The organism is Glycomyces salinus (genome assembly GCF_016428645.1).
GTDB classification, from domain to species: domain Bacteria; phylum Actinomycetota; class Actinomycetes; order Mycobacteriales; family Micromonosporaceae; genus Glycomyces; species Glycomyces salinus.
This window is the reverse complement of sequence record NZ_JAELXW010000014.1, coordinates 54532-78689: the sequence shown is the minus strand read 5'-3', so window position 1 is coordinate 78689 and position 24158 is coordinate 54532. Positions and strand designations below refer to the sequence as shown.

The window sequence follows — 24158 nt, the reverse complement described above, 5'->3', positions numbered from 1 at the left end:
CGCGTTGTTGATGATCGCGTGGAGCGGCATTCCTCCAGGGCCGGGCCGCCGGGCTCAGGCGCCCGCCTCGTCGATCTCGCGCAGCTCGCGCTTGAGGTCGGAGATCTCGTCGCGGTAGGCCGCGGCCAGTTCGAACCTGAGCTCCCGGGCGGCGGCGAGCATCTGCTCGTTGCGCTCGTCGACCTGCTGGACGATCTCAGAGCGGAGCTTGGCCGCGCCCTTCTCGCGCCTGCCTTCGGGGCGCCGAGCGGCGACCAGTTCCTCGTTCTCCGAGGCCGCGTCGTACAAGTCCTCCATGATGTCGCCGATGCGCTTGCGCAGCGGCGTCGGGTCGATGCCGTGCTCGGCGTTGTAGGCGACCTGCTTCGCGCGGCGCCGCTCGGTCTCGTCGATCGCCGACTTCATCGAGTCGGTCAGGTCGTCGGCGTACATCAGCACCGTGCCCGAGACGTTCCGGGCCGCGCGGCCGATGGTCTGGATCAGCGAGGTCGACGAGCGCAGGAATCCCTCCTTGTCGGCGTCGAGGATCGCCACCAGCGACACCTCCGGCAGGTCCAGGCCCTCCCGGAGCAGGTTGATGCCGACCAGGACGTCGAAGTCGCCGCGCCGCAGCTCCCCGAGCAGCTCCACCCGCCGCAGCGTCTCGACCTCGGAGTGCAGGTACTGGACCCGGATATTGTTGTCCAAGAAGTAGTCGGTCAGGTCCTCGGCCATCTTCTTGGTCAGCGTGGTGACCAGGACCCGCTCGTTGCGGGAGGCGCGCTCGCCGATCTCGTGCATCAGGTCGTCGATCTGGCCCTTGGTGGGGCGGACCTCGACCTGCGGGTCCACCAGGCCGGTCGGCCGGATGACCTGCTCGACGAACTCGCCGCCGGCCTGCCGCAGCTCCCAGGCGGCGGGCGTGGCCGACAGGTACACCGTCTGGCCGACGCGCTCGCGGAACTCGTCGAAGCGCAGCGGCCGGTTGTCCTGGGCGCTCGGCAGCCGGAAACCGTGATCGACCAGGTTGCGCTTGCGGGAGGCGTCGCCCTCGGACATGGCGCCGATCTGCGGGACGGTCTGGTGCGACTCGTCGAGGATGGTCACGAAGTCCGACGGGAAGTAGTCGAGCAGCGTGTGCGGCGGCTCGCCGGCCTCGCGCCCGTCGATGTGCCTGGAGTAGTTCTCGATGCCGTTGCAGGTGCCGGTCTGCTTCATGTTCTCCAGGTCGAAGGTGGTGCGCATCCGCAGCCGCTGGGCCTCGAGCAGCTTGCCCTGGGACTCCAGCTGGTTCAGCCGCTGCTCCAGCTCGGCCTCGATCCGCTCGATCGCCCTGGCCATGGTCTCATCGCCGGTGGCGTAGTGCGAGCCGGGGAAGATCAGGACCCGGTCGACCTCCCGGATCACGTCCCCGGTGATCGGGTGCAGGTAGTAGAGCCTGTCGATCTCGTCGCCGAACATCTCGATGCGGATCGCCAGCTCCTCGTAGGCCGGGATGATCTCGATCGTGTCCCCCCGGACCCGGAAGGTGCCGCGGGTGAAGGCCATGTCGTTGCGCGCGTACTGGACGTCGACCAGGCGGCGCAGCAGCTTGTCGCGGTCCCACTCCTGGCCCACGGCGACCTCGGTGGCCTGCTGGAGGTACTCGGCCGGGGTGGCCAGGCCGTAGATGGCCGAGACGGTGGCGACCACGACCACGTCGCGGCGGGTCAGCAGCGAGTAGGTGGCGCGGTGCCGCAGCCGCTCGACCTCCTCGTTGATCGAGGCGTCCTTCTCGATATAGGTGTCGGTCTGGGCCACGTACGCTTCTGGCTGGTAGTAGTCGTAGTAGGAGACGTAGTACTCGACGGCGTTGTTCGGCAGCAGCTCCCGGAACTCCTTGGCCAGCTGCGCGGCCAGGGTCTTGTTGTGGGCCATGACCAGGGCCGGGCGCTGGAGTTTCTCGATCAGCCACGCCGCGGTGGCCGACTTGCCGGTGCCGGTGGCGCCCAGCAGCACCACATCGCGCTCTCCGGCCTCTACGCGCTCGGTCAGGCCCGCGATGGCGGTCGGCTGGTCCCCGGCCGGCTCGTACTCGCTGACGACTTCAAAGCGCCCCTCGGCGCGCGGGATATCGAATGCCACGTGCCAACGTTAGCCCGCACCCCCGACAGGACCGGCCTGCGCCGGTGTCTTTTCAGCCCCTCGTTCGTTGGTCCCTCTGTGAGTACCACTAACACCGCAACCACTTGGAAATCCGTCCTGATGTGGGGCCTGGTCATCGCCGTGCTGGTCGGCACCGCCGGATGGATGGCCGTCTCCTGCGGGGCCGACCGCTCCGACGCCGAGCGCCCGGTCACCGAGGACGAGGCGCAACTGCTGGCCGGGATGCGCTCCCGCAATCTCGACTCCGAACCCGTGGCGGTCCGCATGACCCTCCCGGTCGAAGGCGAGCAGCTGACCGTCGACGGCTACCTGGTCTGGGACGGCCCCCTCCTGTACGCCCGCGTCCCCACCGACGACGGCTCCCAACAGCTGCTCCAGGCGGTCCCCGGGCTGGTGGCGAGCCACGAGGACGACCCGGCCTTCGACGAGGTCGCCGTGCCCGAGGGCGACTGGAGCCCGCGGCGGATGCTCGCCGGGGGCGCCGCGCCCGCGCAGTCGGCGTTCGACGTGCTGGCCTCCTCGATGTTCACCCTGGCCGCGGGCCGCGACGACGACCCCGGTTACCTGGCCGAACACGCCACCTGGCGGGATGAGGGCCTGGTCGACGGCGCCCAGGTCGAGACCTTCCGGGCCCCGATCATGGTCGACTCCGGAACCGGCGCCGCCAGCCCCGAGGCGCTCTACACCCTCGACGAGTCCGGCGACATCCGCCGCTTCCAGGTCAACACCGGCGGCGGCGAGCTGGCCTCGGTCGACTTCCTGCGCGAGATCGAGTTCGACCCCTCCGGCCTGGAGCGGGCCGACCTGCTAGGCGGCCCCCCGATCGAGCCGTCCGAGGTCGACCGGGACCTGTCCGAGACCCTCGCCGAAGTCCGCACCGCCAACTGGGAGCGGTCGGCCACGGTCGAACTGGAGGTGCCGATCGGAAACGACCAGGTCGCCACCGGGCACGGCCTCGTCGACTGGCGCACCATGACCGCCTACCTCAACATCGCTGACACCGACGGCTACCGCCTGCTGCTGGCGAGGCCCGGCGGCCTGGCCACGCAGGCGACCGACTCCGACGAACTCCCCCAGCCGCTCCCGGAGGAGGGCTGGGAGACGCACGCGCTGGACGACGAGGACGTCACCGAGAACTTCGGCTCCATCGAGACGATCGTCTACCGGATGCTGGAGATGGCCGCCCGAGAGGCGGAAGACCCCGACAAGCTGGCCGAGCAGGCATCGCTGCTGCGCGTCGACGGCGGCGACGAGCCGGTCTACGTGGTGGAGTTCCCGGTCGCCGGGGACGCCGAGGCGGCCGCGGGCCAGTCGGCGTTCCGCTACCACGTCGCCGAAGGACGCCTGGTCAAGGTCGAGATGATGACCCTCTACGGGGTGGCGAGCGGGCGCCTCGAACACGAGGAGTACCCGATGGTCGCCATCCCGTGGTCGATCAACGAGAAGATCGGGTGACTCGGGCACGAAGGCGACCGGCCCGGCGCTGAGGCCGGGCCGGTCGAGGTCATCAGGTAAGCAGACCGGCGCGTGCCAGCCGCTGGCCTCGGCCCAGCGGTGCGCCCGCGGCCAGCCCTCGCGGTGGAACCACGGCTCCTTGGCCTCGCCGTAGGCCGTGGTCGAGTCGGCCTTCGCGGCCAGCTCGCCCTTGGCCTGGGCGTAGTCGGACCGGGCCTCGGGATCGGCCCGCAGCCAGTCGCGGAACAGCAGCGCGAACCGCTGACCGGGGCTGTCGATCGGGCGGAAGTGGATCTGAGCCACGTTCCCGGGGTCGGCGTAGCCGTAGAAGCGCTTCTCCCACTCCGAGACGTCCGGGTGCTCGGGCTTGGGTTCGTCGAACGCCCGGCGGCCGAAGAACCCGGCCTTCGCGAGCTTCTCCTGGAGCGCATCGACGGCCTTGAGCGTGACCACCGTGACCTGGATGTCGATGACGTCCTTGGCCGGAATCCCGGCCACGGCCGTCGATCCGACGTGGTCGATGCGGACCGCTCCGGGCCCCATGACGCGCCGCAGGCGCGCGGCCAGGTGCTCGAAGCGCCGGGGCCAGCTCGGGTCGGACTCCACGAACTGGAGCTTCTCGGGCCGCGGTTCGGCGCGGCCGGCGCGGAGGTTCTCGTTGAACGGCACGATTCGCTCGTCCCACAGCAACGACACGCGCCTCTCGATCTCCTCGACGCCGTCCCGGTTGAACAGGACCACGTCGCAGACCTCGCGGCGGTCGGAGTCCGATGCCTGGGCGTCGATGCGCCGCACGGCGTCGGACCGGTCCATGCCGCGCTCGGCCAACCGCTCGAGCCGCAGCTCGCGCGGGGCCTCGACGTCGATCGCGAGGTGGAAGGAGGGCGCCTGGCCGGTCTCGGCCAGCAGTGGAATGTCTTGGACGACGATCGCGTCGTCGGTTCGTTCTTCGGTGAGCTCTCGAGCCCGCTGGCGGACTCGCGGATGGATGATCGCCTCGAGTTCGGCGCGCGCCTGCGCGTCATCGAAGACGATCCGGGCGAGGGCTGCACGGTCGAGCGCCCCGTCGGCGGAAAGAACGCCGGGTCCGAATCGGGAGACCACCGCGGCCAATCCGTCGGTGTCGGGGGCGACGACTTCTCGGGCTAGAGCATCCGCGTCGATGACGTAGGCTCCCAGCTTCTCGAGCTTCGCCGCGACCGTGCTTTTACCGGCTCCGATGCCACCGGTCAATGCGACTTTAAGCACAACTAAAACACTACCCGCCCCAGACCAACGGTCTGAGACGGGCAGTGGTACTTCAGCTTAAGGAGTGACTACTCCCGGAGAGCCGGTCGCCTCCACCTGCGCGGAGGCGGCCGAACGTCAGCTCCCGGCGAGCTTCTCCCGCAGAGCGGCGAGCGCCTCGTCGGTGGCCAGCGTGCCCGCGGGCTCGGCCGGCGCCGACTTCTTCTCGGTCGTCTGCTTCTTCGGAGCCTTGTCGCCACCGCTGCTCTTGGGGGCCTCACCCTCGGCGGGCTTGGCCGGAGCGTCGGTGATGACGCGCTCGGCGATCTGGCGGCCGTGCTCCTCCCAGCGGGCGCGGGCCTCGGCGTACTGCCGCTCCCACTCCTCGCGGGCCTCGTCGTAGCCCTCCATCCACTCGCCGGTCTCCGAGTCGAAGCCCTCCGGGTAGATGTAGTTGCCCTGGTCGTCGTACTGAGCGGCCATGCCGTACAGCGTCGGGTCGAACGCCTCCTCGTTCTCGACGAAGGCCTCGTTGGCCTGCTTCAGCGAGAGCGAGATGCGGCGGCGGTCCAGGTCGATGTCGATGACCTTGACCATGGCGTCGGAACCGACCTTGACGACCTGCTCGGGAACCTCGACGTGGCGCTCGGCCAGCTCCGAGATATGCACCAGGCCCTCGATGCCGTCCTCGACGCGGACGAACGCGCCGAACGGAACCAGCTTGGTGACCTTGCCCGGCACGATCTGGCCGATCGCGTGGGTGCGGGCGAACTGGCGCCACGGGTCTTCCTGGGTGGCCTTCAGCGACAGGGAGACGCGCTCGCGCTCCAGGTCGACCTCGAGCACCTCGACCTCGACCGGCTGGCCGACCTCGACGACCTCGCTGGGGTGGTCGATGTGCTTCCAGGACAGCTCCGAGACGTGGACCAGGCCGTCGACCCCACCGAGGTCGACGAAGGCGCCGAAGTTGACGATCGAGGAGACCGTGCCCTTGCGGACCTGGCCCTTGGCCAGCTGGTGCAGGAACTCGGTGCGGACCTCGGACTGGGTCTGCTCCAGCCAGGCGCGCCTCGAGAGGACCACGTTGTTGCGGTTCTTGTCCAACTCGATGATCTTGGCCTCGAGCTCGCGGCCGACATACGGCTGCAGGTCGCGAACGCGGCGCATCTCGACCAGGGACGCCGGCAGGAAGCCGCGGAGCCCGATGTCGAGGATGAGACCGCCCTTGACCACTTCGATGACCGAGCCGCGAACGACGCCGTCCTCTTCCTTGATCTTCTCGATCGTGCCCCAGGCGCGCTCGTACTGAGCCCGCTTCTTGGAGAGGATCAGGCGGCCTTCCTTGTCCTCCTTCTGGAGGACCAGGGCCTCGACGTGGTCGCCGACGGCGACGACGTCTTCGGGGTCCACATCGTGTTTGATCGACAGCTCGCGCGAGGGGATGACGCCCTCGGTCTTGTAGCCGATGTCGAGCAGGACTTCATCCCGGTCGACCTTGACGACGGTACCTTCGACGATATCGCCGTCGTTGAAGTATTTGATGGTCGCGTCGATCGCGGCAAGGAGATCCTCGTCAGAGGCGAATTCGTCGACCGTGGTGCTGTTCTCAGCGTTGCTCGAGGTGGCCTCGATGCTGCTCGTCATATGGGCTGGTGCTCCGGATACGTTCAAAATCGTGGGCTCGCGCCCGCGCCCGTTCGTGACGCGAATGCTCGCAGTTCTACGCCCTGGCAGTCCCACCGGTGGCGGCTCGTGTCCTGCTCCCTTCCGAGGACACGGACATGCCTAGGCCAGTCCAGGTTACCGTGCGCGATAATGCCGCGCCACTCTGGGCTGGGCGGTGGTGGGGACAGCCACGGTCAGTGCGCCGCCTCTTCCCAGGATCGCCCGAATCCGGACGAGACGGTCAGCGGGACCGCCAGGTCGGCGGCGCCCGACATCTGCTCGCGCACCAGCGCCTCCAGCCGCTCGGCCTCGCCTGGGGCGACCTCGCAGACCAGCTCGTCGTGCACCTGGAGCAGCACGCGGGAGTCCAGCTTCCGGGCCCGCAGCTCCCGGTCGACTCTGAGCATCGCGGTCTTCATGATGTCGGCCGCACTGCCCTGGATGGGGGCGTTCAGCGCGGCGCGCTCGGCCATCTCGCGGCGCTGCCGGTTGTCGCTGGTCAGGTCCGGGAAGTAGCGGCGCCGGCCCATGATCGTCTCGGTGTGGCCGGTCTTGCGGGCCTCCTCGACGGTGCGGTGGAGGAAGTCGCGGACCTTGCCGAAGCGAGCGAAGTAGTCGTCGGAGAGCTGCTGGGCCTCCTCGGTGGAGACCCCGAGCTGCTGGCTGAGCCCGTAGGTGGACAGGCCGTAGGCGAGGCCGTAGGACATGGCCTTGATCTTGCGGCGGTGCTCGGCGGTGACCTCGCCCGGCGCGACTCCGAAGACCTTGGCGGCGACGGCCCGGTGGATGTCCTCGCCGGAGATGAAGGCGTCGATCAGGCCCTCGTCGCCGGTCAGGCTGGCCATGATGCGCATCTCGATCTGGCTGTAGTCGATGGTCATCAGCGACTCGTAGCCCTCGCCGACGACGAACCCGGCGCGGATGTCGCGCCCGGCCTCGGACCGGACCGGGATGTTCTGGAGGTTCGGGTCCGAAGAGGACAGGCGGCCGGTCGCGGCCACGGTCTGGTGGAAGGTGGTGTGGATGCGCCCGTCGGGCTGGATGGTGGCGCGCAGGGTCGCGACGATCTGCTTGAGCTTCTCGACGTCGCGGAAGCGCAGGAGCTGTTCGAGAACCGGGTGCCCGGTCTTGGCGTACAGCTGCTGGAGCGCCTCGGCGTTGGTCGTGTAGCCGGTCTTGGTGCGCCTGGTCTTGGGCATCTTCAGCTCGTCGAAGAGGATCTCCTGGAGCTGCTTGGGCGAGCCCATGTTGAACTTGCGGCCCACGATCTCGTGGGCGGTGTCGGCGGCTTCCTTGGCCTGGGCGGCGAAGCTGGCCTCGATGTCGGCGAAGTGGCCCTCGTCGGCGGCGATCCCGGTGGCCTCCATGCGGGCCAGGACCGGGACGATCGGGTATTCCAGCTCCTCGGCCAGGCGCTGCTGCCGGCGTTCGGTGAGCTTCTCGGTCTCGGTGCGGGCCAGCTCGCCGATGATGGCGGCTTCGGCGCAGTCGGCCTCGAAGCGGTCCTCGGCACCGGCCATCGCCTCGTCGAGCCCGACGAGGGCCCCGTCGTCGGCGGACTTCTCGATGGCCTCGAGCTCGCGCCCGAGGTACTGCATCGCAAGGTCGCCGAGGTCATAGCTGCGCTGCTCGGGTTTGAGCAGGTAGGCGGCGATGACCGTGTCGACGCGCAGTCCGGCCGGCTCGGGCCATCCGGCGGCGTCGGCGCCCCACAGGAATGCCTTGGCGTCGTTGACGACCTTGCCGCGCTCGGGGTCGGAGAGCCACCGCGTCCAGACCTGGTCGTCCTCGGCGTCGAGTCCGGCCGGGTCGAACCACAGCGCCCGATCGCCCTCGGCCAGCGCGATCGAGTTGAAGGAGCCGGTGCCGGACTCGAAGGTCCCGGTGTAGGCGATCGCGACGTCTCCGGCGGCCGTGTCGAGCCAGGCGGCGAGTCCGCCGGGTTCGAGTCGCTCCGCCAGCAGGTCGGCGGCCTGGTTCTCGGGGACGGGGACCTGGCCGACGGCCTTCTCGCCGAGGGCGGTGTTGAGGCGTTCGCCGAGGGTGCGGAACTGGAGGGCGTCGAACAGGGCACCGGTGCGCTCGACCGACCAGCCCTCCCAGGCCAGGGCGTCGAATTCCGCCTCCAGCTCCAGGTCGGTGACCAGCCGGTTGAGCCGGTGGTTGCGCAGGACCTCGTCGAGGTGGTCGCGCAGGTTCTGCCCGGCCTTGCCGCCCACCTCGTCGGCCTTGGCCACCAGGCCGTCGATCGAGCCGTACTTCGCGATCCACTTCGCGGCGGTCTTGGGGCCGACCCCGGGGATGCCGGGCAGGTTGTCGGCCTTCTCCCCCACCAGGGCGGCCAGGTCGCGGTAGCGCTCGGGCGGGACGCCGTACTTCTCCTCGATGGCCTCCGGGGTGTAGCGGGCCAGCTCGGTGACGCCCTTGACCGGGTAGAGGAGCGTCACGTGCTCGTCTACCAGCTGGATGGCGTCGCGGTCGCCCGAGGAGATGAACGTCTTCGCCCCGGCCGCCGTGCCACCGGTGGCCAGCGTGGCGATGATGTCGTCGGCCTCGTAGTTCTGCTTGGTGAGCCACTTGATCCCGAAGGCGTCCAGGAGGTCCTGGATGATGGGGATCTGGCTCTTGAACTCGGCCGGGGTCTCTTCGCGCCCGTCCTTGTACGCGGCGTACTCCTCGGTGCGGAAGGAGCGGCGCGAGACGTCGAAGGCGACGGCGATGTGCGTGGGCTTCTCGTCGCGCAGCAGGTTGATGAGCATCGAGGCGAAGCCGTAGACGGCGTTGGTCACCTGGCCGTCGTCGGTGGCGAACTTCTCGGCCGGCAGCGCGAAGAAAGCTCGGAAGGCCATCGAATGGCCGTCGATCAGCAGTAGGCGGGATTGCGAAGCGGTCACGTCTGAGAGCCTATCGGCCTCCTGTGACAAGCGCGGGTCACTCCCTGACCGGCGTGGCAGCCCCATCCACGGCGAAGGGCCCGCGGCGCTTCGCCGCGAGCCCTCGGAAAGCCTGTGCGGGCTAGCCGCCCGCCTCCTTTTCCTTGGCTTCGTCGATGACCCGCTCGGCGACGGCCTTCATCGAGAGCCGGTGGTCCATCGCGGCGCGCTGGATCCAGCGGAACGCGTCGGGCTCGGCCATGCCGTACTGCGTCATCAGCAGGCCCTTGGCGCGGTCGACGAGTTTGCGGACCTCGAGCCGGTCGGTGAGGTTCTCGACCTCCTTCTCCAGGGCGGTCATCTCCGCGAACCGCGTGATCGAAAGCTCGATCGCGGGCACCAGGTCGGACTTCTGGAACGGCTTGACCAGGTACGCCATGGCCCCGGCCGACTGGGCGCGGTTGATGAGGTCGCGCTGGCTGAAGGCGGTGAGGATCACCACTGGAGCGATGCGCGCGGACACGATCTTCTCGGCGGCCTGGAGGCCGTCCATGATCGGCATCTGGATGTCGCAGATCACCAGGTCGGGCTGGTACTCCTGGGCGAGTCGCACGGCGGCTTCCCCGTCCGCGGCCTCGGCTACGACCTCGTAACCCTCCTCGGTGAGCATCTCGGCCAGGTCGAGGCGGATGAGCCCCTCGTCTTCGGCGATGAGCACGCGCTTGCGCGGCTCCTCGGCGGCCTTGCTCGTCATGCGTGTCCGTACCTTTCATGCGCGTCGGGTCGGTGGGGCGTGCGGCACCGAAGGCACACCAGGCAATCAGCTTATCCGGCCCGGTCGCCCCCCGCACCCGTCTATGTCGAGCGTTTCGGACAGCCGGGCCCGCTGTCGACCGCTCCGCCCCAGGAGTATCATATTCTCCGGCCCGAGCTGGAACCTCGGAGCCCGGGGCGGTATTCCAATTGGCAGAGAAGACGGATTCAAAACCCGTACAGTGTGGGTTCGAGTCCCACCCGCCCTACCACCTGGAGCCGCGGCTCCACTACGAAGCGCGGACCGCCGGCGTCAGTCCGGCTCGATGTTCTGGTTGAGCCTGTAGAAGTTCGTCGGGTCGTATTCGCGCTTGAGCGCCTTGAGCCGGTCGTATTTGTCGGGTCCGTATGCCTGCCTGACCCGGTCCTCGCCTTCGTCCATGAGGAAGTTGACGTAGACGCTGGTGTGGTGGGGTCCGAGGGCAGACCAGTAGTCGCGCGCCCATCGGCGTTCCTCGTCGAAGCCGTCGGACGTCTTGGTGTTGCCGTTGATATTGAACGTGAACCCGGCCTTGCGTCCGTTGAACGCGGTCGCGTCGTCATCGACCCGTGCGACGGCTCCGCCCATCTGCCAGAGGGCGACGCTGCTGATCGGTGAGACGATGCGCCGACCGTGCTCGGCGACGATCTCGATGACGTCGTCGTCGAGTGCGGCGACGTCGCATGCTCGAACGTAGTACCACCAGCCGTGGGGGAACGACGCGTCGAACATCATCTGGTGCGCCAGGAAGGGTTTCGGCTCACAGAGGTCGAGCAGGGGCGATCCGAATTCTTTGAGCGGCCGCAGTATTCGTTCGCCGTCCTCCACCGAACCCGCGTAGCAGGCGGCGATCGCGACGATGAGCCTGCCGACCAGCTCGGGTGGGATGGCGGGCAGCGCCGGGGCTCTGCGTTGCACTGCGATCGTCATCAGCTCATCGGGGCAGTCGGCGATCCAGTCTCGGTAGAAGCGGAGCACCTCCGGAGCGTCTTCCATCGCCCAGAAGACCGGTCCGGCCATGACGTAGGGTCCGACGGGATTCAGCCGGAACTGGAAGTCGGTCACGATCCCGAAATTCCCACCCCCGCCTCGGACTCCCCAGAAAAGGTCGGCGTTCCGGTCCTCGCTGGCGGTGACGAACTCGCCGTCGGCGGTGATCATGTCGACCGACTCCAATTGGTCGATCGCGAGGCCGTACTTTCGCTGGATCCACCCGGTGCCGCCACCGAGGGTCAGACCCGCCACGCCGGTGTGTGTGACGATGCCAGAGGGGACGGCCAGGCCGAATTCCTGCGCCTCGCGATCGAGTTCGCCGAGGAGCACGCCGGCCTGCACCCGCGCCGTTCCCGCGTCGGGGTCTATTCGGATCCCCTTCATGCGGCCGAGGTCGATGAGCACTCCGCGGTCGCACACCGACAGCCCCGGAAAGCTGTGTCCGCCGCCTCGGACGGCTACCGGCTGGTCTGCCTGCCTGGAGAAACGGACGGCGGCCCGCACATCCGCCACTCCGGCGCACCTGGCGATAAGTCCCGGATTGCGATCGATCGAGCCGTTCCAGACCTTGCGATGTTCGTCGTACCCGGGATCCTCCGGACGGATCAAATCCCCATGAAACGACCGCTGAAGTTCGTCCACCGCCCCGGCTTCGAAGACGGAATCGCGCCACCATGAACTCACTGGGCCCTCCCTGTTTTCACAGGTAGATCGGTATGTATGACCCGCGGGGAGACTAGATCTCCACCCTAACCCCGAGAAGGAATCGGCGTTGCGGGAACGCCTACCGTTCAGGCGGGTCGATCGCGTCCACCCGTCGTCGGCGGTGAACCCGAATGCGCCTCCACTGCCGTTGTACGGACCTACCGTGGAGATATGCAGCGTGCTCGGGACCGGGTCGCGTTCGCGTCGTTCGCCGCGGTGTCGTTCCTCGCGGGGGGCAATGCCGTGGGCATCAGGTTCAGCAATCGCGAACTCGACCCTCTCTGGGGAGCCGCACTCAGATTCGCGGGGGCCGCGGTCCTGCTGCTCGCCCTGATGCGACTCAAGCGGCTGCCGCTCCCACACGGCAGGGCCCTGGTCGGGGCGGTCGTCTTCGGCCTCCTGAACTTCGCGCTCACCTTCGGCCTGGCCTACTACGCGCTCGTCCACCTCCACGCCGGCGTCGGCCAGACGCTTCTGGCGCTCGTCCCCCTCGTCGCGCTCCTGCTTTCGGTGCTCCAACGGCAAGAGGCATTCCGGGCCGTCGCCCTCATCGGCACGCTGGTCGCCGTCGGAGGCGTCGCCGTCATCTCCCAGGCGCCGCTCCGCGCCGACGTGCCACTTCCCGCACTTTTGGCGGCCTTCGGCGCCGTGCTCTCCTTCTCCCAGGCCGCCGTCCTCGTCCACCGCCTGCCCAAGCTGCACCCGGTCACCATGAACGCCGTAGGCATGAGCGCCGCCGCCGTCGCCCTCTTCGCGGCCTCGCTCGTCGCAGGCGACCGCTGGGTCCTCCCCGAGCGAAGTGAGACCTGGTGGGCTCTCGGCTACCTGGTGGTGGCCGGATCGGTGCTCACCTTCATCTTCTACCTGACCGTCATCCAGCACTGGGGCCCTTCCCGGGCCGCCCACGTCTTCGTCGCCATCCCTGCCGTCACCATCATGCTCTCGGCCTGGCTCGACGACGAGCCCCTCACCGCCTCGCTGCTGCTCGGCGCCCCGCTCATCCTCTTCGGCGTCTATCTCGGCGCCCTCCGCCCCTCGCAAAAGGCCGCGCCCCGGAGCGAAGCACGGCGGACCGGCGCCTCACCGGACGAACCCGCCCCATGACCGCGAAGGCTTCGACACGGTTCCCGACGGTCGCGGAATTCGGGGTCAGGGCGAGTCTGCGGCGTCCTGCTCGCCGCCAGGGGCGTGCGCCGATCGCGCGGCCGCGATTTCGGTCCGGTGTTCCACGGCCCAATCGGCGAGGGCCGAGAGCGGCACGAGCAGGCTCTGCCCGAGCGGAGTGAGGCGGTATTCGACGCTGGGCGGATTGGTGGGGAACACCTCGCGATGGACGAGGCCGTCAGTCTCCAGTCCGCGGAGCGTGCGGGTCAGCATTCGTTGGCTGATGGTCGCGATCCCGCGGTGGAGCTCGTTGAACCGGTACGGGCGTTTCCCGAGCAGCACGACCACCAGGACCGACCATTTGTCGCCGACACGGCGAAGCACGTCGGTGACCGGGCACTGCTCATACTCCTCGGCCGGCACCGGGTCGGGCAGGGATGCGCTGACCATTGAGGGCACATCCGTGTGCCTACCGGACTGCAAACTGCCTCCTTGTGCGGTCGAGGGCGGTTACTGATGATGGTAGTGCGTACGAACAGTAACTACCTGAGGAAGTCGCACATGCCTGTCCATGAATCGAACGCTCACCAGCCGCGCGTCATCGTCATCAGCGGTGGTACCGACGGGATGGGGCGTGCCCTGACCCTCGCCCGTGCCGAACGCGGCGATCGGATCATCGCGCTCGGCAGTAATCCCGCCAAAGGACGGAACCTGGAAACCGAGGCGGACCGCATCGGCGCCGGCGACCGGGTGCAGTTCCTCCGGGTCGACCTGTCCAGCGTCGAGTCCACACGGCGGGCCATCCGCGAGATAGCCGCACGCCACCAGGCCATCGACGCCCTGTGCCTGTTCGCGAACCGGCAATCGCCGAAACACACCATGACCGGAGAAGGACTCGAACGCACCTTCGCGCTCTACTACCTCAGCCGCTACCTGCTCAGTCATGAACTCTCGCCGCTGCTGCGCCGCAGCACAGCTCCGGTGATCGTGAACATCGCCGGTGTCGGGATCACCAAAGGCGCGATCCGCTGGGACGACCTCCAGCTCGAACGCAAGTACAGCATGATCACCGCCCAACTCCAGGCCGGCCGCGCCAACGACTTGCTCGGTGTCCACTATGCCTCCCAGGCGGACAACCCGGTCCGATACGTCCTCTACCACCCCGGCTTCACCAAGAGCGGTGACCTCAGACCCCTGCCGGTTGCGGCCCGCCTCTTCATCCGCGCAGCGGCCAAGTTCGCCGCGCGGCCGGTCGAGCAGTCCATCGCACCCCTCCACGGATTCATCGACAACCCGCCGTCGGCCCCACTCACGGCGATCGACCGCGACACTTCTCTCCCACTCACCCTGAAAACGCTCGATCCCACAGACGCCGAACGACTCGCCGAAGCGACCAAGACACTGCTCGACACGCGTCTGCCCAAGCCGACCACCGAATGATCGGCAATACCGCCGTGATCCAGAATTCCACCGTCGAAACGGCACTCGGCCAGGTGCCCGGGACCGCGTGGCAGCACCGTTCGGGCGCACCTTTCAGTACTCGGCGTAGATCTCGATCAGGTTTCCTTCGGGATCGCGGAAGAAGAGCGTTCGATGCTGGATTCTGGGGAGGTCGGTCAGATCCCTGACGATGGGCACGCCTGCATCGACCACCTCGGTTCGGCAGGACTCGAAAGCCCGAGGCGGCACACGGAACGCCAATTGCACAGCGGCTGAGCCCTCCTCGGCGGGACCGTCGCTCCCTCCGGCCGGGTCCTGTCCCCTCGGCCGCAAGGTAAGCAGCGTGGCCCCCACTCTGAAGCTGACCCAGTTCTCGTGGTCGTCCTCGACCGGAAACCCCATGACGTCCTTGTAGAAGGCCCTCGTCTCAGCGAACTTCGCACAAAGCAGGACCGTGTAATCGAGGTTCCGGATCTCCTTAAGGCTCATGAAGAGCGAGCGTACCCGCCAAGACCGGAGCCGAGCTATCGCTGCTGAACTCGATTTCGCAGGCCGGCCTCGCACTGAGACATGCCTCCCAGCTCGGGCTGCGCCGGTATCGGTGGTGCGGGATAGGGTTTGGGGATGCCTTTGGATGTATCGATACATGTCGACGCGGGTGACGAGCTCGGGCCGTTCGAGCCGATTCATAGATTCTTCGGGGCCGATGAGCCGAACTACGCGTACATGCCGGACGGTGAGCGGCTGCTCGGTGAGATCGGGCGGCTCGGGGAGGCTCAGACGTACTTTCGTGCCCACAATCTCATGACCAGCGGCGACGGTACTCCCGCGCTGAAGTGGGGATCGACCGGGATGTACTCCGAGGACGCCGACGGCGGTCCGGTGTACGACTGGACGATCGTCGACAAGATCTTCGACGCGTACCTGGACAACGGCGTGAAGCCCTACGTTCAGATCGGGTTCATGCCGGAGGCGATGTCCGTTCGGCCCCGGCCGTACCGGCACGGCTGGAAGCCCGGCGATCCCTACGGGGACATCTTCACCGGTTGGAGCTATCCGCCCAAGGACTACCGGGCCTGGCATGACCTGGTCGCCGCCTGGGTCGGGCACTGCCTGGAGCGCTACGGCCGCAATGAGGTCGAGCAGTGGTACTGGGAGACCTGGAACGAGCCCAACGGTTCGAACGGCTACTGGCGCGGCACGCCGGAGGAGTTCCGCAAGCTGCACGATCACGCCGTGGACGCAGTGCGTTCGGCGCTGCCCACGGCCAAGGTCGGCGGGCCCGATACGGCCGGTCCGGGAGGGCAGTGGATGCGCGACTTCCTCGATCACTGCCTCAGGGGCACCAATCACGCCACGGGAGCCACGGGCACTCCGCTCGACTTCGTCGCCTTCCACGCCAAAGGGGTGCCCGAGTTCACCGACGGGCACGTGCGCATGGGCATCGCCCCGCACCTGCGGGAGGTCGACAAGGGCTTCAGCATCGTCGCCTCCTATCCGGAACTGCGCCGGACGCCGATCGTGATCGGCGAGTGCGATCCCGACGGCTGCGCCGCCTGCTCCGCAGAGGTGTATCCGCCCAACGCCTACCGCAACACGTCGCTGTACGCCTCCTACACCGCCGCCTCCTTCGCCCGCCTCCACGAGCTGGCCGACGTGCACGGTGTGAACCTCGAAGGGGCGCTGACGTGGTCGTTCGAGTTCGAGGACGAGCCGATCTTCGCCGGGTTCCGGGCGCTGGCGACCACCGGCGGGGTCACGCTGCCGGTGTTCAACGTCCTCCGCATGTTCGCTCGAATGACCGGCAGGCGCGTCAAGGCGCGCAGCGACCTCGCGGTCGCGCTGGAGGAGATGATGCGCGTCGGCGTCCGAGGAGAGCGTCCCGACGTCTCGGCGATGGCGGCGCTCGACGACCGAGCCCTGCGCGTTCTGGTCTGGAACTACCACGACGACGACCTGCCCGGCCCGGACGCCGAGGTCGCGCTTCGCCTGGAGCGCCTGCCGATCGACGCGGGCACGATGCGGCTCACCGAGTTTCGGGTGGACGGCGAGCACGGCAATGCCCATACGGCCTGGACGCGGATGGGCGCCCCGGCCGAGCCGACCGGTGAGCAGCTTGCCGCCCTGATCGAGGCCGGGCGACTGCACGAGCTGCGGTCGTCGACCGTCCCGGTCGGCGACGCCGGCGCTTCGATCACGGCGGTGGTTCCACGCCAAGGGGTGTCATTGCTCGAGTTCACCTGGTAGGCACGCGGGGGGCCGCTGGGAACTTCATCGCGATCGGGACCGGGATGCTCGACGGACCGTTCATCTCGGCGATAACGAGCATGTATCCCGACGTCGGCGACGATTCGGACACCGTTTGACTACAGACGGTTGTGCAAGAATGTCTCGCATCCATCCCCAGTTCTTGCCCGTCCGGAGGACCGAATGCGGAGCATCTCCATGAGCACCCGACTACTGAACGCGGTGCTCAAACCCATCGTCGCCGACCAGCACGAACCCGACCGCGTCTTCGATCTCCTCGTCGCCAAGGCCGAGCAGGCCAGCGGCGGCACCGCCGAAGGCGACGAGTCGTTCCTCGACGGCTACCGCATGCTGCTCCAGCAGTACGCCCGGCACGGCGATCTCACCGCGGTCGGGTGGCAGGCCGTGCTCGGGCAGCTTCAGCTGCGCGTCCAGAACCGGTTGCGCGTCCGCCGCGTTCTCGAGGAGAAGCCCGAGATCACCCGCGAGGCGATCACCGCCCCGGTCTTCGTCGTCGGCCTGCCGCGCACGGCCACCATGCTCTCCCGCGACGTCTTCTCCAGGTCCGCGGGCCACCGCAGCCCGCTGCTGTGGGAGATGACCTACACCGACACCGACTTGTCCGAGCGGGACCGCCGGCAGTACGTCAAGTCCGCCGTCCAGCTCTACAAGTCGATGAGCCGCATGTCGCCCCAGTACCGCGACACCCACGACTTCGACGCCGAGCGCCCCGACGACACCGCGCACCTGCTGCCGCACGGGGTCCACCACCTCAGCCGCGCGCACCTGCCCGCCTACCGGGACTGGCTGCGCGAGCACGATTTCCGCCCCGACTACCTGTACCTCAAGCGGGCCCTCCAGGTCCTCCAGCACGGGCGGCCCGGCTCCCGCTGGTTCCTCCACTCCCCTGAGCACCTGGACCACCTGGTGGCCATCCGCGAGGTCTTCCCCGACGCGACGATCGTGTGGATCCACCGCGACCCGGTGAGCGTCGTGGGCTCGCTGTGCAGCCAGGTCGAGGCGACTCTCGCCCTGCACACCAAGGATCCCGACCCGCACCGGATCGGCGCCACCTGGCTCGAGTTGACCGCGGCCTCGATCGACTCGGCCCGGAGCGCGCGCGTGAAGCTGCCCCGCCAGGCGATCGTCGACGTCCCCTATCCGCAGCTGGTGGCCGAGCCCCACGTCGGCGTCCGGCTGCTGTACGAGCGCCTGGGCGCCGAGTGGACCGAGGCCGACCGGGCCAACCTCGACGCCGTGCTGGCGGGGCCGGGCATCGGGAGGTCGCACGAGTACGAGCTCTCGCGTTACGGCCTGAGCACCGACGACGTGGAGGCGGCCTTCGGCGACTACCCGCGCTCGGTGCACCGCCTCTGGCTCCACTGACGGTCGGTCTCAGCGCAGCAGGCCGCCCCGCAGCACCGGTTCCAGGACTTCCGCGCGCAGCGCGGCGGGGTCGTCGGCGGCGACGGTGCGCATGCCGCCGTGGCGGAGGACCGCGAGCCCGTGGACCATCGACCAGGTGGCGCGGAGCGCGGCGTCGGTTCGCATCCGCAGGCGGCCTTCGGCTTCGAGTCGTTCGAGGGCTTCCCGCAGGACCGCGAGCGCGGCGTTTCCCTCGGCGGTGCGCGGCTCCCGGCCTCGGCCGGAGAACATGACTTCGAAGTGCGCCGGGTGTTCGTGGGCGAATTCGAGATAGGCGGTGCCGAGGTCCAGCAGGGCTTCGGCGGGGTCGGCCGCGGTTCCGGCGTCACGGAGCCGGTCGGTCAGCAGGTCGAAGCCCTCGGCGGCCAGTTCCCCGAGCAGTTCGGCCTTGCCCGCGTAGTGCCGGTAGGGGGCGGCCACGCTCACTCCGGCCTCGGTGGCGGCCTGCTTCATGGTGAACGCGTCGGTGCCGTGCTCGGCGATCAGGCGCAGGGCCGCGTCATGGAGGGCCCGCCGCAGCGCCCCGTGGTGATACGGAGCCTTCGCCTCCATGCCGTTCCCCTCCCAAGGCCGCTGCCAGCGCGTATCCGGACGCCCCGACGGCGACGGCCGCGATGGCCATCAGCTTAAGCCAGGCCAGTGCGGCGTGGACGGCGGCGAGCGGCGCCGGGAATCCGAGCGGGTCGGAGAGCATGAGCAGGGAGACGGCGTTCTCGGCCGCGTCCACGGCGGGCGCCAGGGCCGCCCAGGGCGCGAAGCGGCGAAGCCTGGCCGAGGCGAGCGGCGCGCGTACGGCGAGCAGGCGGGAGGCCAGGAGGGTGATCGAGACGAGCGCGGCGGCTAGGGCGGCCATCCACAGGTAGTCGACCTGCTCGGTCCGGATCATCCGGTCGAGCGTGCCCTGTTCGAGCAGGATCCGGTGCCAGTCTCGGGCGGTGTCGGCGTCGGCGTTGTGGTTGGAGCGCAGGAGGGTCTCGGGGTGGTCGACGGTCGCGAAGACGGACTGGAGGAGCAGTTGCGCTCCGACGGCGGCTGCGACGAATGCGGCGGTCGCGAGTGCCGGCGGCAGGACGCGGGGTCTAGGGTTCACAACCTCGATGTTAATGACATTAACATCGGTGGGCAAGGTGTCTTAGACGAGGGACTCTTCGACCAGTTCGAGCAGGTGGCGGGCCGGGGATTCGGAGGTGTCGCGGGTGTTCGAGACGACCGAGACGGTCCATTCGGGTGTCCCGTTGCCCGCCAGCGGCATCGCCCGCAGCCGCTCGGCCTGCGGCTTGGCCGCGACGTGCCGGGGCACCACGGCGATCCCCAGCCCGCGGACGACGAGGTCGAGCAGGGTGTGGACGTCGTTGACCGAGCAGCGCAGCCGCCGGTGCACGCCGTGGGCGGCGAAGGCGGTCTCGTTGAGGATGCGCGCGCCCCAGGCCGTCCCGAAGTCGACGAAGTCCAGTCCCTCCAGTGCCTCCCAGCTCACCGAGGCGCGCGAGGCCAGCGGGTGGTCGGGCGGGGTCAGCACCATCAGCGGCTCCTGTCCGATCTCCTTGCGCGGCAGCAGCCCGAGGTGGCGGTCGGTGGCGACGAAGGCGACGTCCAGCTCCCCGCCGCGGAGCATGACCAGCAGGTCGTGCGAGCCGCACTGGGTGAACTCGATCTCCACCTGCGGGTGCCGCCGGTGGAACCGGTCGAGCAGGGCCGCGATGTCGACCAGGCCGAGGCACTGCTCGGCCCCGATCCGCAGTGAGCCGGAGACGGCGCGGCTGGCCTTGACGACCGCGTCGCGGGCACCGGCGGCCTGTTCGAGCATGGCGCGCGCGTAGGGCAGGAGCGCGAATCCGGCCTCGGTGGGCTCGACGCGGCGGGTGGTGCGGGTGAACAGGCTCGTGCCCAGCTCCTCCTCGAGGCCGCGGATCGCCGCCGACAGGCCCGACTGCGAGATGCCGATCAGGTCGGCGGCGCGGGTGAAGTGCCGCTCGTCGGCGACGGTGACCAGGTATTCCATCTGACGCAGATCCATTGATCTCCCGCGCTTCTCTATCTCATGGCTAAGAGTTGTTGGACTTCTGGATTGTCGATTCCTAGAATCCACGACGTACACCGGCCCGCGCGGTCGTAGCCTCGCACACACGGCCAGCGGCATCCGTCCAGTCCAGGGAGAGCACCCAATGAAGCAGCGCACCATCGGTGATCGGGAAGTCTCGGCCGTCGGCCTCGGCGGCATGCCGATGTCGATCGAGGGTCGGCCCGACGCCGAGCGGTCGATCGCGACCGTCCACGCGGCGCTCGACGCCGGCGTCACCCTGATCGACACCGCCGACGCCTACCACCGGGACGCCGGTGAAGTCGGTCACAACGAAGAGCTCATCGCCCGCGCGCTGCGCGAGTACGGCGGCGGCGCGGACGTCCTGGTCGCCACCAAGGGCGGGCACCTGCGCCCCGGCGACGGCAGCTGGACCAAGGACGGACACCCCGAGTACCTCAAGGAGGCGGCCAAGGCCTCGGCCCGGCGCCTCGGCGTGGATGCGATCGGGCTCTACCAGTTCCACCGCCCCGACCCGCAGGTGCCCTACGCCGACTCGATCGGCGCGATCCGCGAGCTGCTCGACGAGGGCGTGATCGCCATGGCCGGGATCTCGAACGCGAACATCGAGCAGATCGACCAGGCCAACGAGATCCTCGGCGGCCGGCTGGCGTCGGTGCAGAACCAGTTCTCGCCGCGGTTCCGCTCCAGCCAGGGCGAGCTCGAGCACTGCGTGAAGCTCGGCATCGCGTTCCTGCCGTGGAGCCCGCTGGGCGGCATCGCGAACGCCCCCGAGCTGGCCAGTCGCCACGCCGAGTTCCAAAAGGTCGCCGACGAGCTCGGCGTCAGCGTCCACCGGGCCACGCTGGCCTGGGAGCTCGCGCTGGCGCCGGTGGTCGTGCCGATCCCGGGCGCCTCCCGGCCCGAGAGCATCCGCGACTCCGCCGCGGCCGACGAGGTCGAACTGACCGACGACCAGGTCGCGCGGCTCTCCGCCGCCTGAAACCGAGGATTGGACACATGAAGAAGATCAACCTGCCAGGCACCGACATCGCGGCGCCGAACGTGGTGCTCGGCCTCATGCGCATCGCCGACATGAGCGACGACGAGGTGCGGACCCTGGTCGAAGCGGCCAGGAAGGCCGACATCGACTTCCTGGACCACGCCGACGTCTACGGCCACGAGCTGCACCAGTGCGAGCGGCGCTTCGCCGAGGCGATGCGGCTCTCGCCCTCCGAGCGCGAACGGCTGGTGATCCAGACCAAGGCCGGGATCGTCCCCGACGGGCCCTACTTCGACTTCTCCCGCGAGCACATCGTCGAGTCCGTCGAGGGCTCGCTGGAGGCGCTGGGGACCGACTACATCGACATCCTGCTGCTGCACCGCCCCGACGCCCTGGTCGAGCCCGAGGAGGTCGCGAGCGCCTTCGACGAGCTGGCCGAGTCCGGGAAGGTGCGGCACTTCGGCGTCTCGAACCACACTCCGCGCCAGATCGACCTGCTGCGCAAGTACGTCCGGCAGCCGCTGGTGGCCAACCAGGTGCAGCTGTCGATCACGCACGCGCCGCTGGTCGCCCAGGGCGTGGCCGCCAACATGCAGGCGCTCGACCAGTCGATCAGCCGCGACGACGGCCTGATCGACTACTGCCGCCTGCACGACATCACCGTCCAGGCCTGGTCGCCGTTCCAGGCGGGCTTCTTCACCGGCCCGTTCCTGGGCTCGGACGAGTACCCGGAGCTGAACCGGGTGATCGAGCGGCTCGCCTCCAAGTACGACGTGCCGCCGCTGGCGATCGCGGTCGCCTGGATCACCCGGCATCCGGCTCAGATGCAGGTCGTCATCGGCACCACCAACCCCGAGCGCGTGGCCGCCTCGGCGCAGGGCTCGGACGTGCCGCTGACCCGCGCCGAATGGTACGAGCTGTTCCGCGCCGCCGGTTACGTCGTGCCGTGAGCGAAGTCCGTTCTTCGGAGGGAGCGGCTCTCCCTCTTCGGGGGGAGCCGCCTCTTCCGAGGATCGGTACGCTTCGGACATGGCGAACACCTCGGGCGCGCTGCGTCCGCCCAGGAACCGTTTCGACCCCCGCACCGTGGCCTGGTGGCGGGTGCAGCTCCTCGTGGCCACGCTCATCGGTGCCGGTCCCCTCGCCGTGCTGGGCCTGCTCATCGAGTCCGCGCGGGCCTGGCTGCTGATCCCGGCGGCCGCCGTCGCGGGCATCGGCCTGGCCGCCGCGATCGCCATGCCGATCTGGTGGCATCGCGTGCACCGCTGGGAGGTCACCGAGACCGCCGTCTACTCCCTCACCGGCTACTTCTGGCGCACTTGGCGGGTAGCGCCGATGTCCCGCATCCAGACAGTCGACACCACTCGCGGGCCGCTCCAGCGCTCCTTCGGACTGTCCACACTCGTGGTGACCACCGCCTCGTCGGCCGGGGCGGTCAAACTCGAAGGGCTCGACCACGGCCAGGCCGCCGAGCTGGCCGAGCGGCTCACCGAGCTCACCGACGCCACCCCCGGGGATGCGACGTGACCGAACCGCAAGCGGCCCAGGCGCAGCCCGCCGAGCCCGAGCTCCCCTGGCTGCGGTTGCACCCCGACATCATCAAGTCGGCGGCCCTGCTCACCTTGGGTCTGGCCCTGGCGGCCGGAGTGCCCGCCGCGATCGGCCTCGGCGGGATCTCCTGGGTCGTCGCGCTGGCCATCGTGGTGCCCGGGGCCCTGATCGTCGTCGCCGGCGGCACCGGGATCGAAGCGGTCCGCTACCACGTGACCCGCTACCGGATCACCGACACGCGCGTGGAGCTGGTCACCGGCCTGGTGTTCAAGCAGCACCGGTCGCTGGCCCGCGAGCGCATCAGGTCGGTCGACCTGTCGGCCCATCCGCTGTACCGGTTCTTCGGGCTGGTGAAGGTCAAGGTCGGCACCGGCGAGACCGGCAGCGGCTCGGGCTCGACCGGACAGCGTTCGCTGACACTGGACGCGGTGAGCCGGGCCGAGGCCGACCGGCTGCGCGCCGAGCTGCTGCGCCGCGAGTCCGAGACCGCCGCACCCGGCGAGGGGAGGCTGGCCACGTGGCGGCCGGGCTGGCTGCGGTTCGCGCCCCTGTCGTTCCTGACCCCCACGCTGGCGGCGGCGGTCATCGGCTTGTTCTTCCAGGTCTCGGAGTGGTTCGGCCGCGGCGGGCTCCCGGTCGAGCTGGCGGTGGATCTGGCCGACCGCCACGGGCCGTGGACGATCGTCCTCTTGGGATTGGCCGGGATCCTCGTGGTCGGCGTCGTCGGCAGCCTCGCGTTCCAGGCCGAGGCCTGGTGGAACCACCGGCTGGACCGCGAGCCCGGCGGCACGCTGCGGGTGCGGCGCGGGCTGCTGGTCAACCGCTCGTTGAGCCTGGAGGAGCAGCGCATCCGCGGCGTCGAGATCGTCGAGCCGCTCGGCATCCGCTCGGCCGGGGCGGCGCGGCTCGACGTCGTCGCCATCGGACTCAAGTCCGAGCAGGGCGGCTCCGACGTGAGCACGCTCGTACCGTCGGCTCCGCGCGCGGTGATAACCGCCGCGGCCGACGCGGTGATCGGTCCGACGAGCGTCGACCTGCTCCCCCACCCCAAGGCGGCTCTCGGACGGCGCCTCAGGAGGGCCGCGGTGTTCATTCTGGCCCTGGCCGTCGCGGTCGCCGCCGCCCATCTACTGTGGTCGATGCCGACCTTCCTGAGCACCCTCGCCATCGCCGTCGCCGCCCTGCTGGCCGTCGCCTCGGTCCGGATCGCCTTCGACTCCTACGCCTCGCTCGGCCACGGCCTCGACGGCCGGTACCTGGTCACCCGGCGCGGCAGTCTGCGCAGGTCCACGGTGTACCTCGACCGCTCGGGCATCATCGGCTGGCGGATGAGCCAGTCGCTGTTCCAGCGGCGGCTGGGCCTGATGACCCTGGACGCCACTTCGGCGGCCGGTCAGGGTCACTATGCGATCGTCGACGCCGACCAGGACGAGATCGTCCGATTCGCCGCCGAGGCCGCCCCCGGCCTGCTCGATCCGTTCGCCGCCGACCGCCCGCACGACGAGTGAGTCTGAGGCGCACCGGAGGGGCGTC

The 24158-nt window shown here is 69.2% G+C and carries 19 protein-coding genes, 1 tRNA gene and 1 pseudogene; 10 read left to right on the top strand and 11 right to left on the bottom strand.

Translation table 11 applies throughout. From position 1 onward, the window contains the following. Positions 1–54: 54 nt before the first annotated feature. On the bottom strand, positions 55–2103 hold the full coding sequence (gene uvrB / locus JFB92_RS05710) for an excinuclease ABC subunit UvrB (RefSeq protein ID WP_307789031.1): 2049 nt from the start codon (positions 2101–2103) through the stop codon (positions 55–57). A 78-nt stretch (positions 2104–2181) separates the two neighbouring features. Here uvrB and JFB92_RS26475 point away from each other — a divergent pair, with 78 nt between their 5' ends. Beyond that, complete coding sequence (locus tag JFB92_RS26475; protein WP_307789030.1) at positions 2182–3579, top strand: hypothetical protein; 1398 nt, start codon at positions 2182–2184, stop codon at positions 3577–3579. Positions 3580–3711: 132 nt separating this feature from the next. Here the strand turns inward: JFB92_RS26475 and coaE are convergent. The 4 genes and pseudogenes from coaE to JFB92_RS05690 form a co-directional block, all read right to left on the bottom strand. Then, positions 3712–4827, bottom strand: a pseudogene (gene coaE, locus JFB92_RS26470) (dephospho-CoA kinase); the annotation flags it as partial. A 117-nt stretch (positions 4828–4944) separates the two neighbouring features. Continuing rightward, positions 4945–6450, bottom strand: a complete 1506-nt coding sequence (gene rpsA / locus JFB92_RS05700; protein WP_199035772.1) for a 30S ribosomal protein S1 — start codon at positions 6448–6450, stop codon at positions 4945–4947. 215 nt (positions 6451–6665) lie between these two features. Continuing rightward, complete coding sequence (gene polA / locus JFB92_RS05695; RefSeq protein WP_199035770.1) at positions 6666–9431, bottom strand: DNA polymerase I; 2766 nt, start codon at positions 9429–9431, stop codon at positions 6666–6668. A 55-nt stretch (positions 9432–9486) separates the two neighbouring features. Then, on the bottom strand, positions 9487–10098 hold the full coding sequence (locus JFB92_RS05690; RefSeq protein WP_199035768.1) for an ANTAR domain-containing response regulator: 612 nt from the start codon (positions 10096–10098) through the stop codon (positions 9487–9489). 194 nt (positions 10099–10292) lie between these two features. Between JFB92_RS05690 and JFB92_RS05685 the strand changes: the two genes are divergently transcribed. Next, a tRNA-Leu gene (locus JFB92_RS05685) sits at positions 10293–10369 on the top strand. A gap of 41 nt (positions 10370–10410) precedes the next feature. Here JFB92_RS05685 and JFB92_RS05680 read toward each other — a convergent pair. Beyond that, a complete protein-coding gene (locus JFB92_RS05680; protein WP_307789034.1) occupies positions 10411–11772 on the bottom strand; it encodes an FAD-binding oxidoreductase in 1362 nt (453 codons plus the stop codon). 234 nt (positions 11773–12006) lie between these two features. Between JFB92_RS05680 and JFB92_RS05675 the strand changes: the two genes are divergently transcribed. Further along, a complete protein-coding gene (locus tag JFB92_RS05675; protein WP_199035764.1) occupies positions 12007–12939 on the top strand; it encodes a DMT family transporter in 933 nt (310 codons plus the stop codon). A 45-nt stretch (positions 12940–12984) separates the two neighbouring features. On the opposite strand, the gene JFB92_RS05670 is transcribed toward JFB92_RS05675, so the two are convergent. Continuing rightward, a complete protein-coding gene (locus tag JFB92_RS05670) occupies positions 12985–13389 on the bottom strand; it encodes a winged helix-turn-helix transcriptional regulator (protein ID WP_199035762.1) in 405 nt (134 codons plus the stop codon). A gap of 111 nt (positions 13390–13500) precedes the next feature. Between JFB92_RS05670 and JFB92_RS05665 the strand changes: the two genes are divergently transcribed. Continuing rightward, on the top strand, positions 13501–14379 hold the full coding sequence (locus JFB92_RS05665; RefSeq protein WP_269847821.1) for an SDR family NAD(P)-dependent oxidoreductase: 879 nt from the start codon (positions 13501–13503) through the stop codon (positions 14377–14379). 93 nt (positions 14380–14472) lie between these two features. On the opposite strand, the gene JFB92_RS05660 is transcribed toward JFB92_RS05665, so the two are convergent. After that, positions 14473–14868, bottom strand: a complete 396-nt coding sequence (locus JFB92_RS05660) for a VOC family protein (RefSeq protein WP_199035756.1) — start codon at positions 14866–14868, stop codon at positions 14473–14475. A 135-nt stretch (positions 14869–15003) separates the two neighbouring features. On the opposite strand from JFB92_RS05660, the gene JFB92_RS05655 reads away from it, so the two are divergent. Both JFB92_RS05655 and JFB92_RS05650 read left to right on the top strand, forming a co-directional pair. Next, a complete protein-coding gene (locus JFB92_RS05655; RefSeq protein WP_199035754.1) occupies positions 15004–16626 on the top strand; it encodes a GH39 family glycosyl hydrolase in 1623 nt (540 codons plus the stop codon). A 198-nt stretch (positions 16627–16824) separates the two neighbouring features. After that, complete coding sequence (locus tag JFB92_RS05650; protein WP_199035751.1) at positions 16825–18012, top strand: sulfotransferase family protein; 1188 nt, start codon at positions 16825–16827, stop codon at positions 18010–18012. 9 nt (positions 18013–18021) lie between these two features. On the opposite strand, the gene JFB92_RS05645 is transcribed toward JFB92_RS05650, so the two are convergent. Genes JFB92_RS05645 through JFB92_RS05635 form a run of 3 tightly spaced genes read right to left on the bottom strand, consistent with a single transcriptional unit; the run spans position 18022 to position 20053 of the window. Next, the gene (locus tag JFB92_RS05645) at positions 18022–18603 is read right to left on the bottom strand and encodes a TetR/AcrR family transcriptional regulator (protein ID WP_199035749.1); all 582 of its coding nucleotides are present in this window, start codon (positions 18601–18603) and stop codon (positions 18022–18024) included. After that, positions 18551–19141 carry a hypothetical protein gene (locus tag JFB92_RS05640; protein WP_199035742.1) on the bottom strand — a complete coding sequence of 197 codons (591 nt, stop codon included), beginning with the start codon at positions 19139–19141 and terminating at the stop codon, positions 18551–18553. Before JFB92_RS05640 ends, JFB92_RS05645 begins: the two co-directional genes overlap by 53 nt. Positions 19142–19183: 42 nt before the next feature. Continuing rightward, entirely contained in the window at positions 19184–20053 is an 870-nt protein-coding gene (locus JFB92_RS05635) for a LysR family transcriptional regulator (protein WP_199035740.1), read from the bottom strand. 163 nt (positions 20054–20216) lie between these two features. Here JFB92_RS05635 and JFB92_RS05630 point away from each other — a divergent pair, with 163 nt between their 5' ends. The 4 genes from JFB92_RS05630 (at position 20217) to JFB92_RS05615 (ending at position 24133) form a co-directional block, all read left to right on the top strand. Further along, positions 20217–21074, top strand: a complete 858-nt coding sequence (locus tag JFB92_RS05630) for an aldo/keto reductase (RefSeq protein WP_199035738.1) — start codon at positions 20217–20219, stop codon at positions 21072–21074. 17 nt (positions 21075–21091) lie between these two features. Next, entirely contained in the window at positions 21092–22024 is a 933-nt protein-coding gene (locus tag JFB92_RS05625; protein ID WP_199035736.1) for an aldo/keto reductase, read from the top strand. A 79-nt stretch (positions 22025–22103) separates the two neighbouring features. Then, positions 22104–22601, top strand: coding sequence for a PH domain-containing protein (locus JFB92_RS05620; protein ID WP_199035734.1), 498 nt, complete (start codon positions 22104–22106; stop codon positions 22599–22601). Then, positions 22598–24133, top strand: coding sequence for a PH domain-containing protein (locus tag JFB92_RS05615; RefSeq protein ID WP_199035727.1), 1536 nt, complete (start codon positions 22598–22600; stop codon positions 24131–24133). The genes JFB92_RS05620 and JFB92_RS05615 overlap by 4 nt, the downstream gene beginning before the upstream one ends. The last annotated feature ends 25 nt before the right edge of the window (positions 24134–24158 follow it).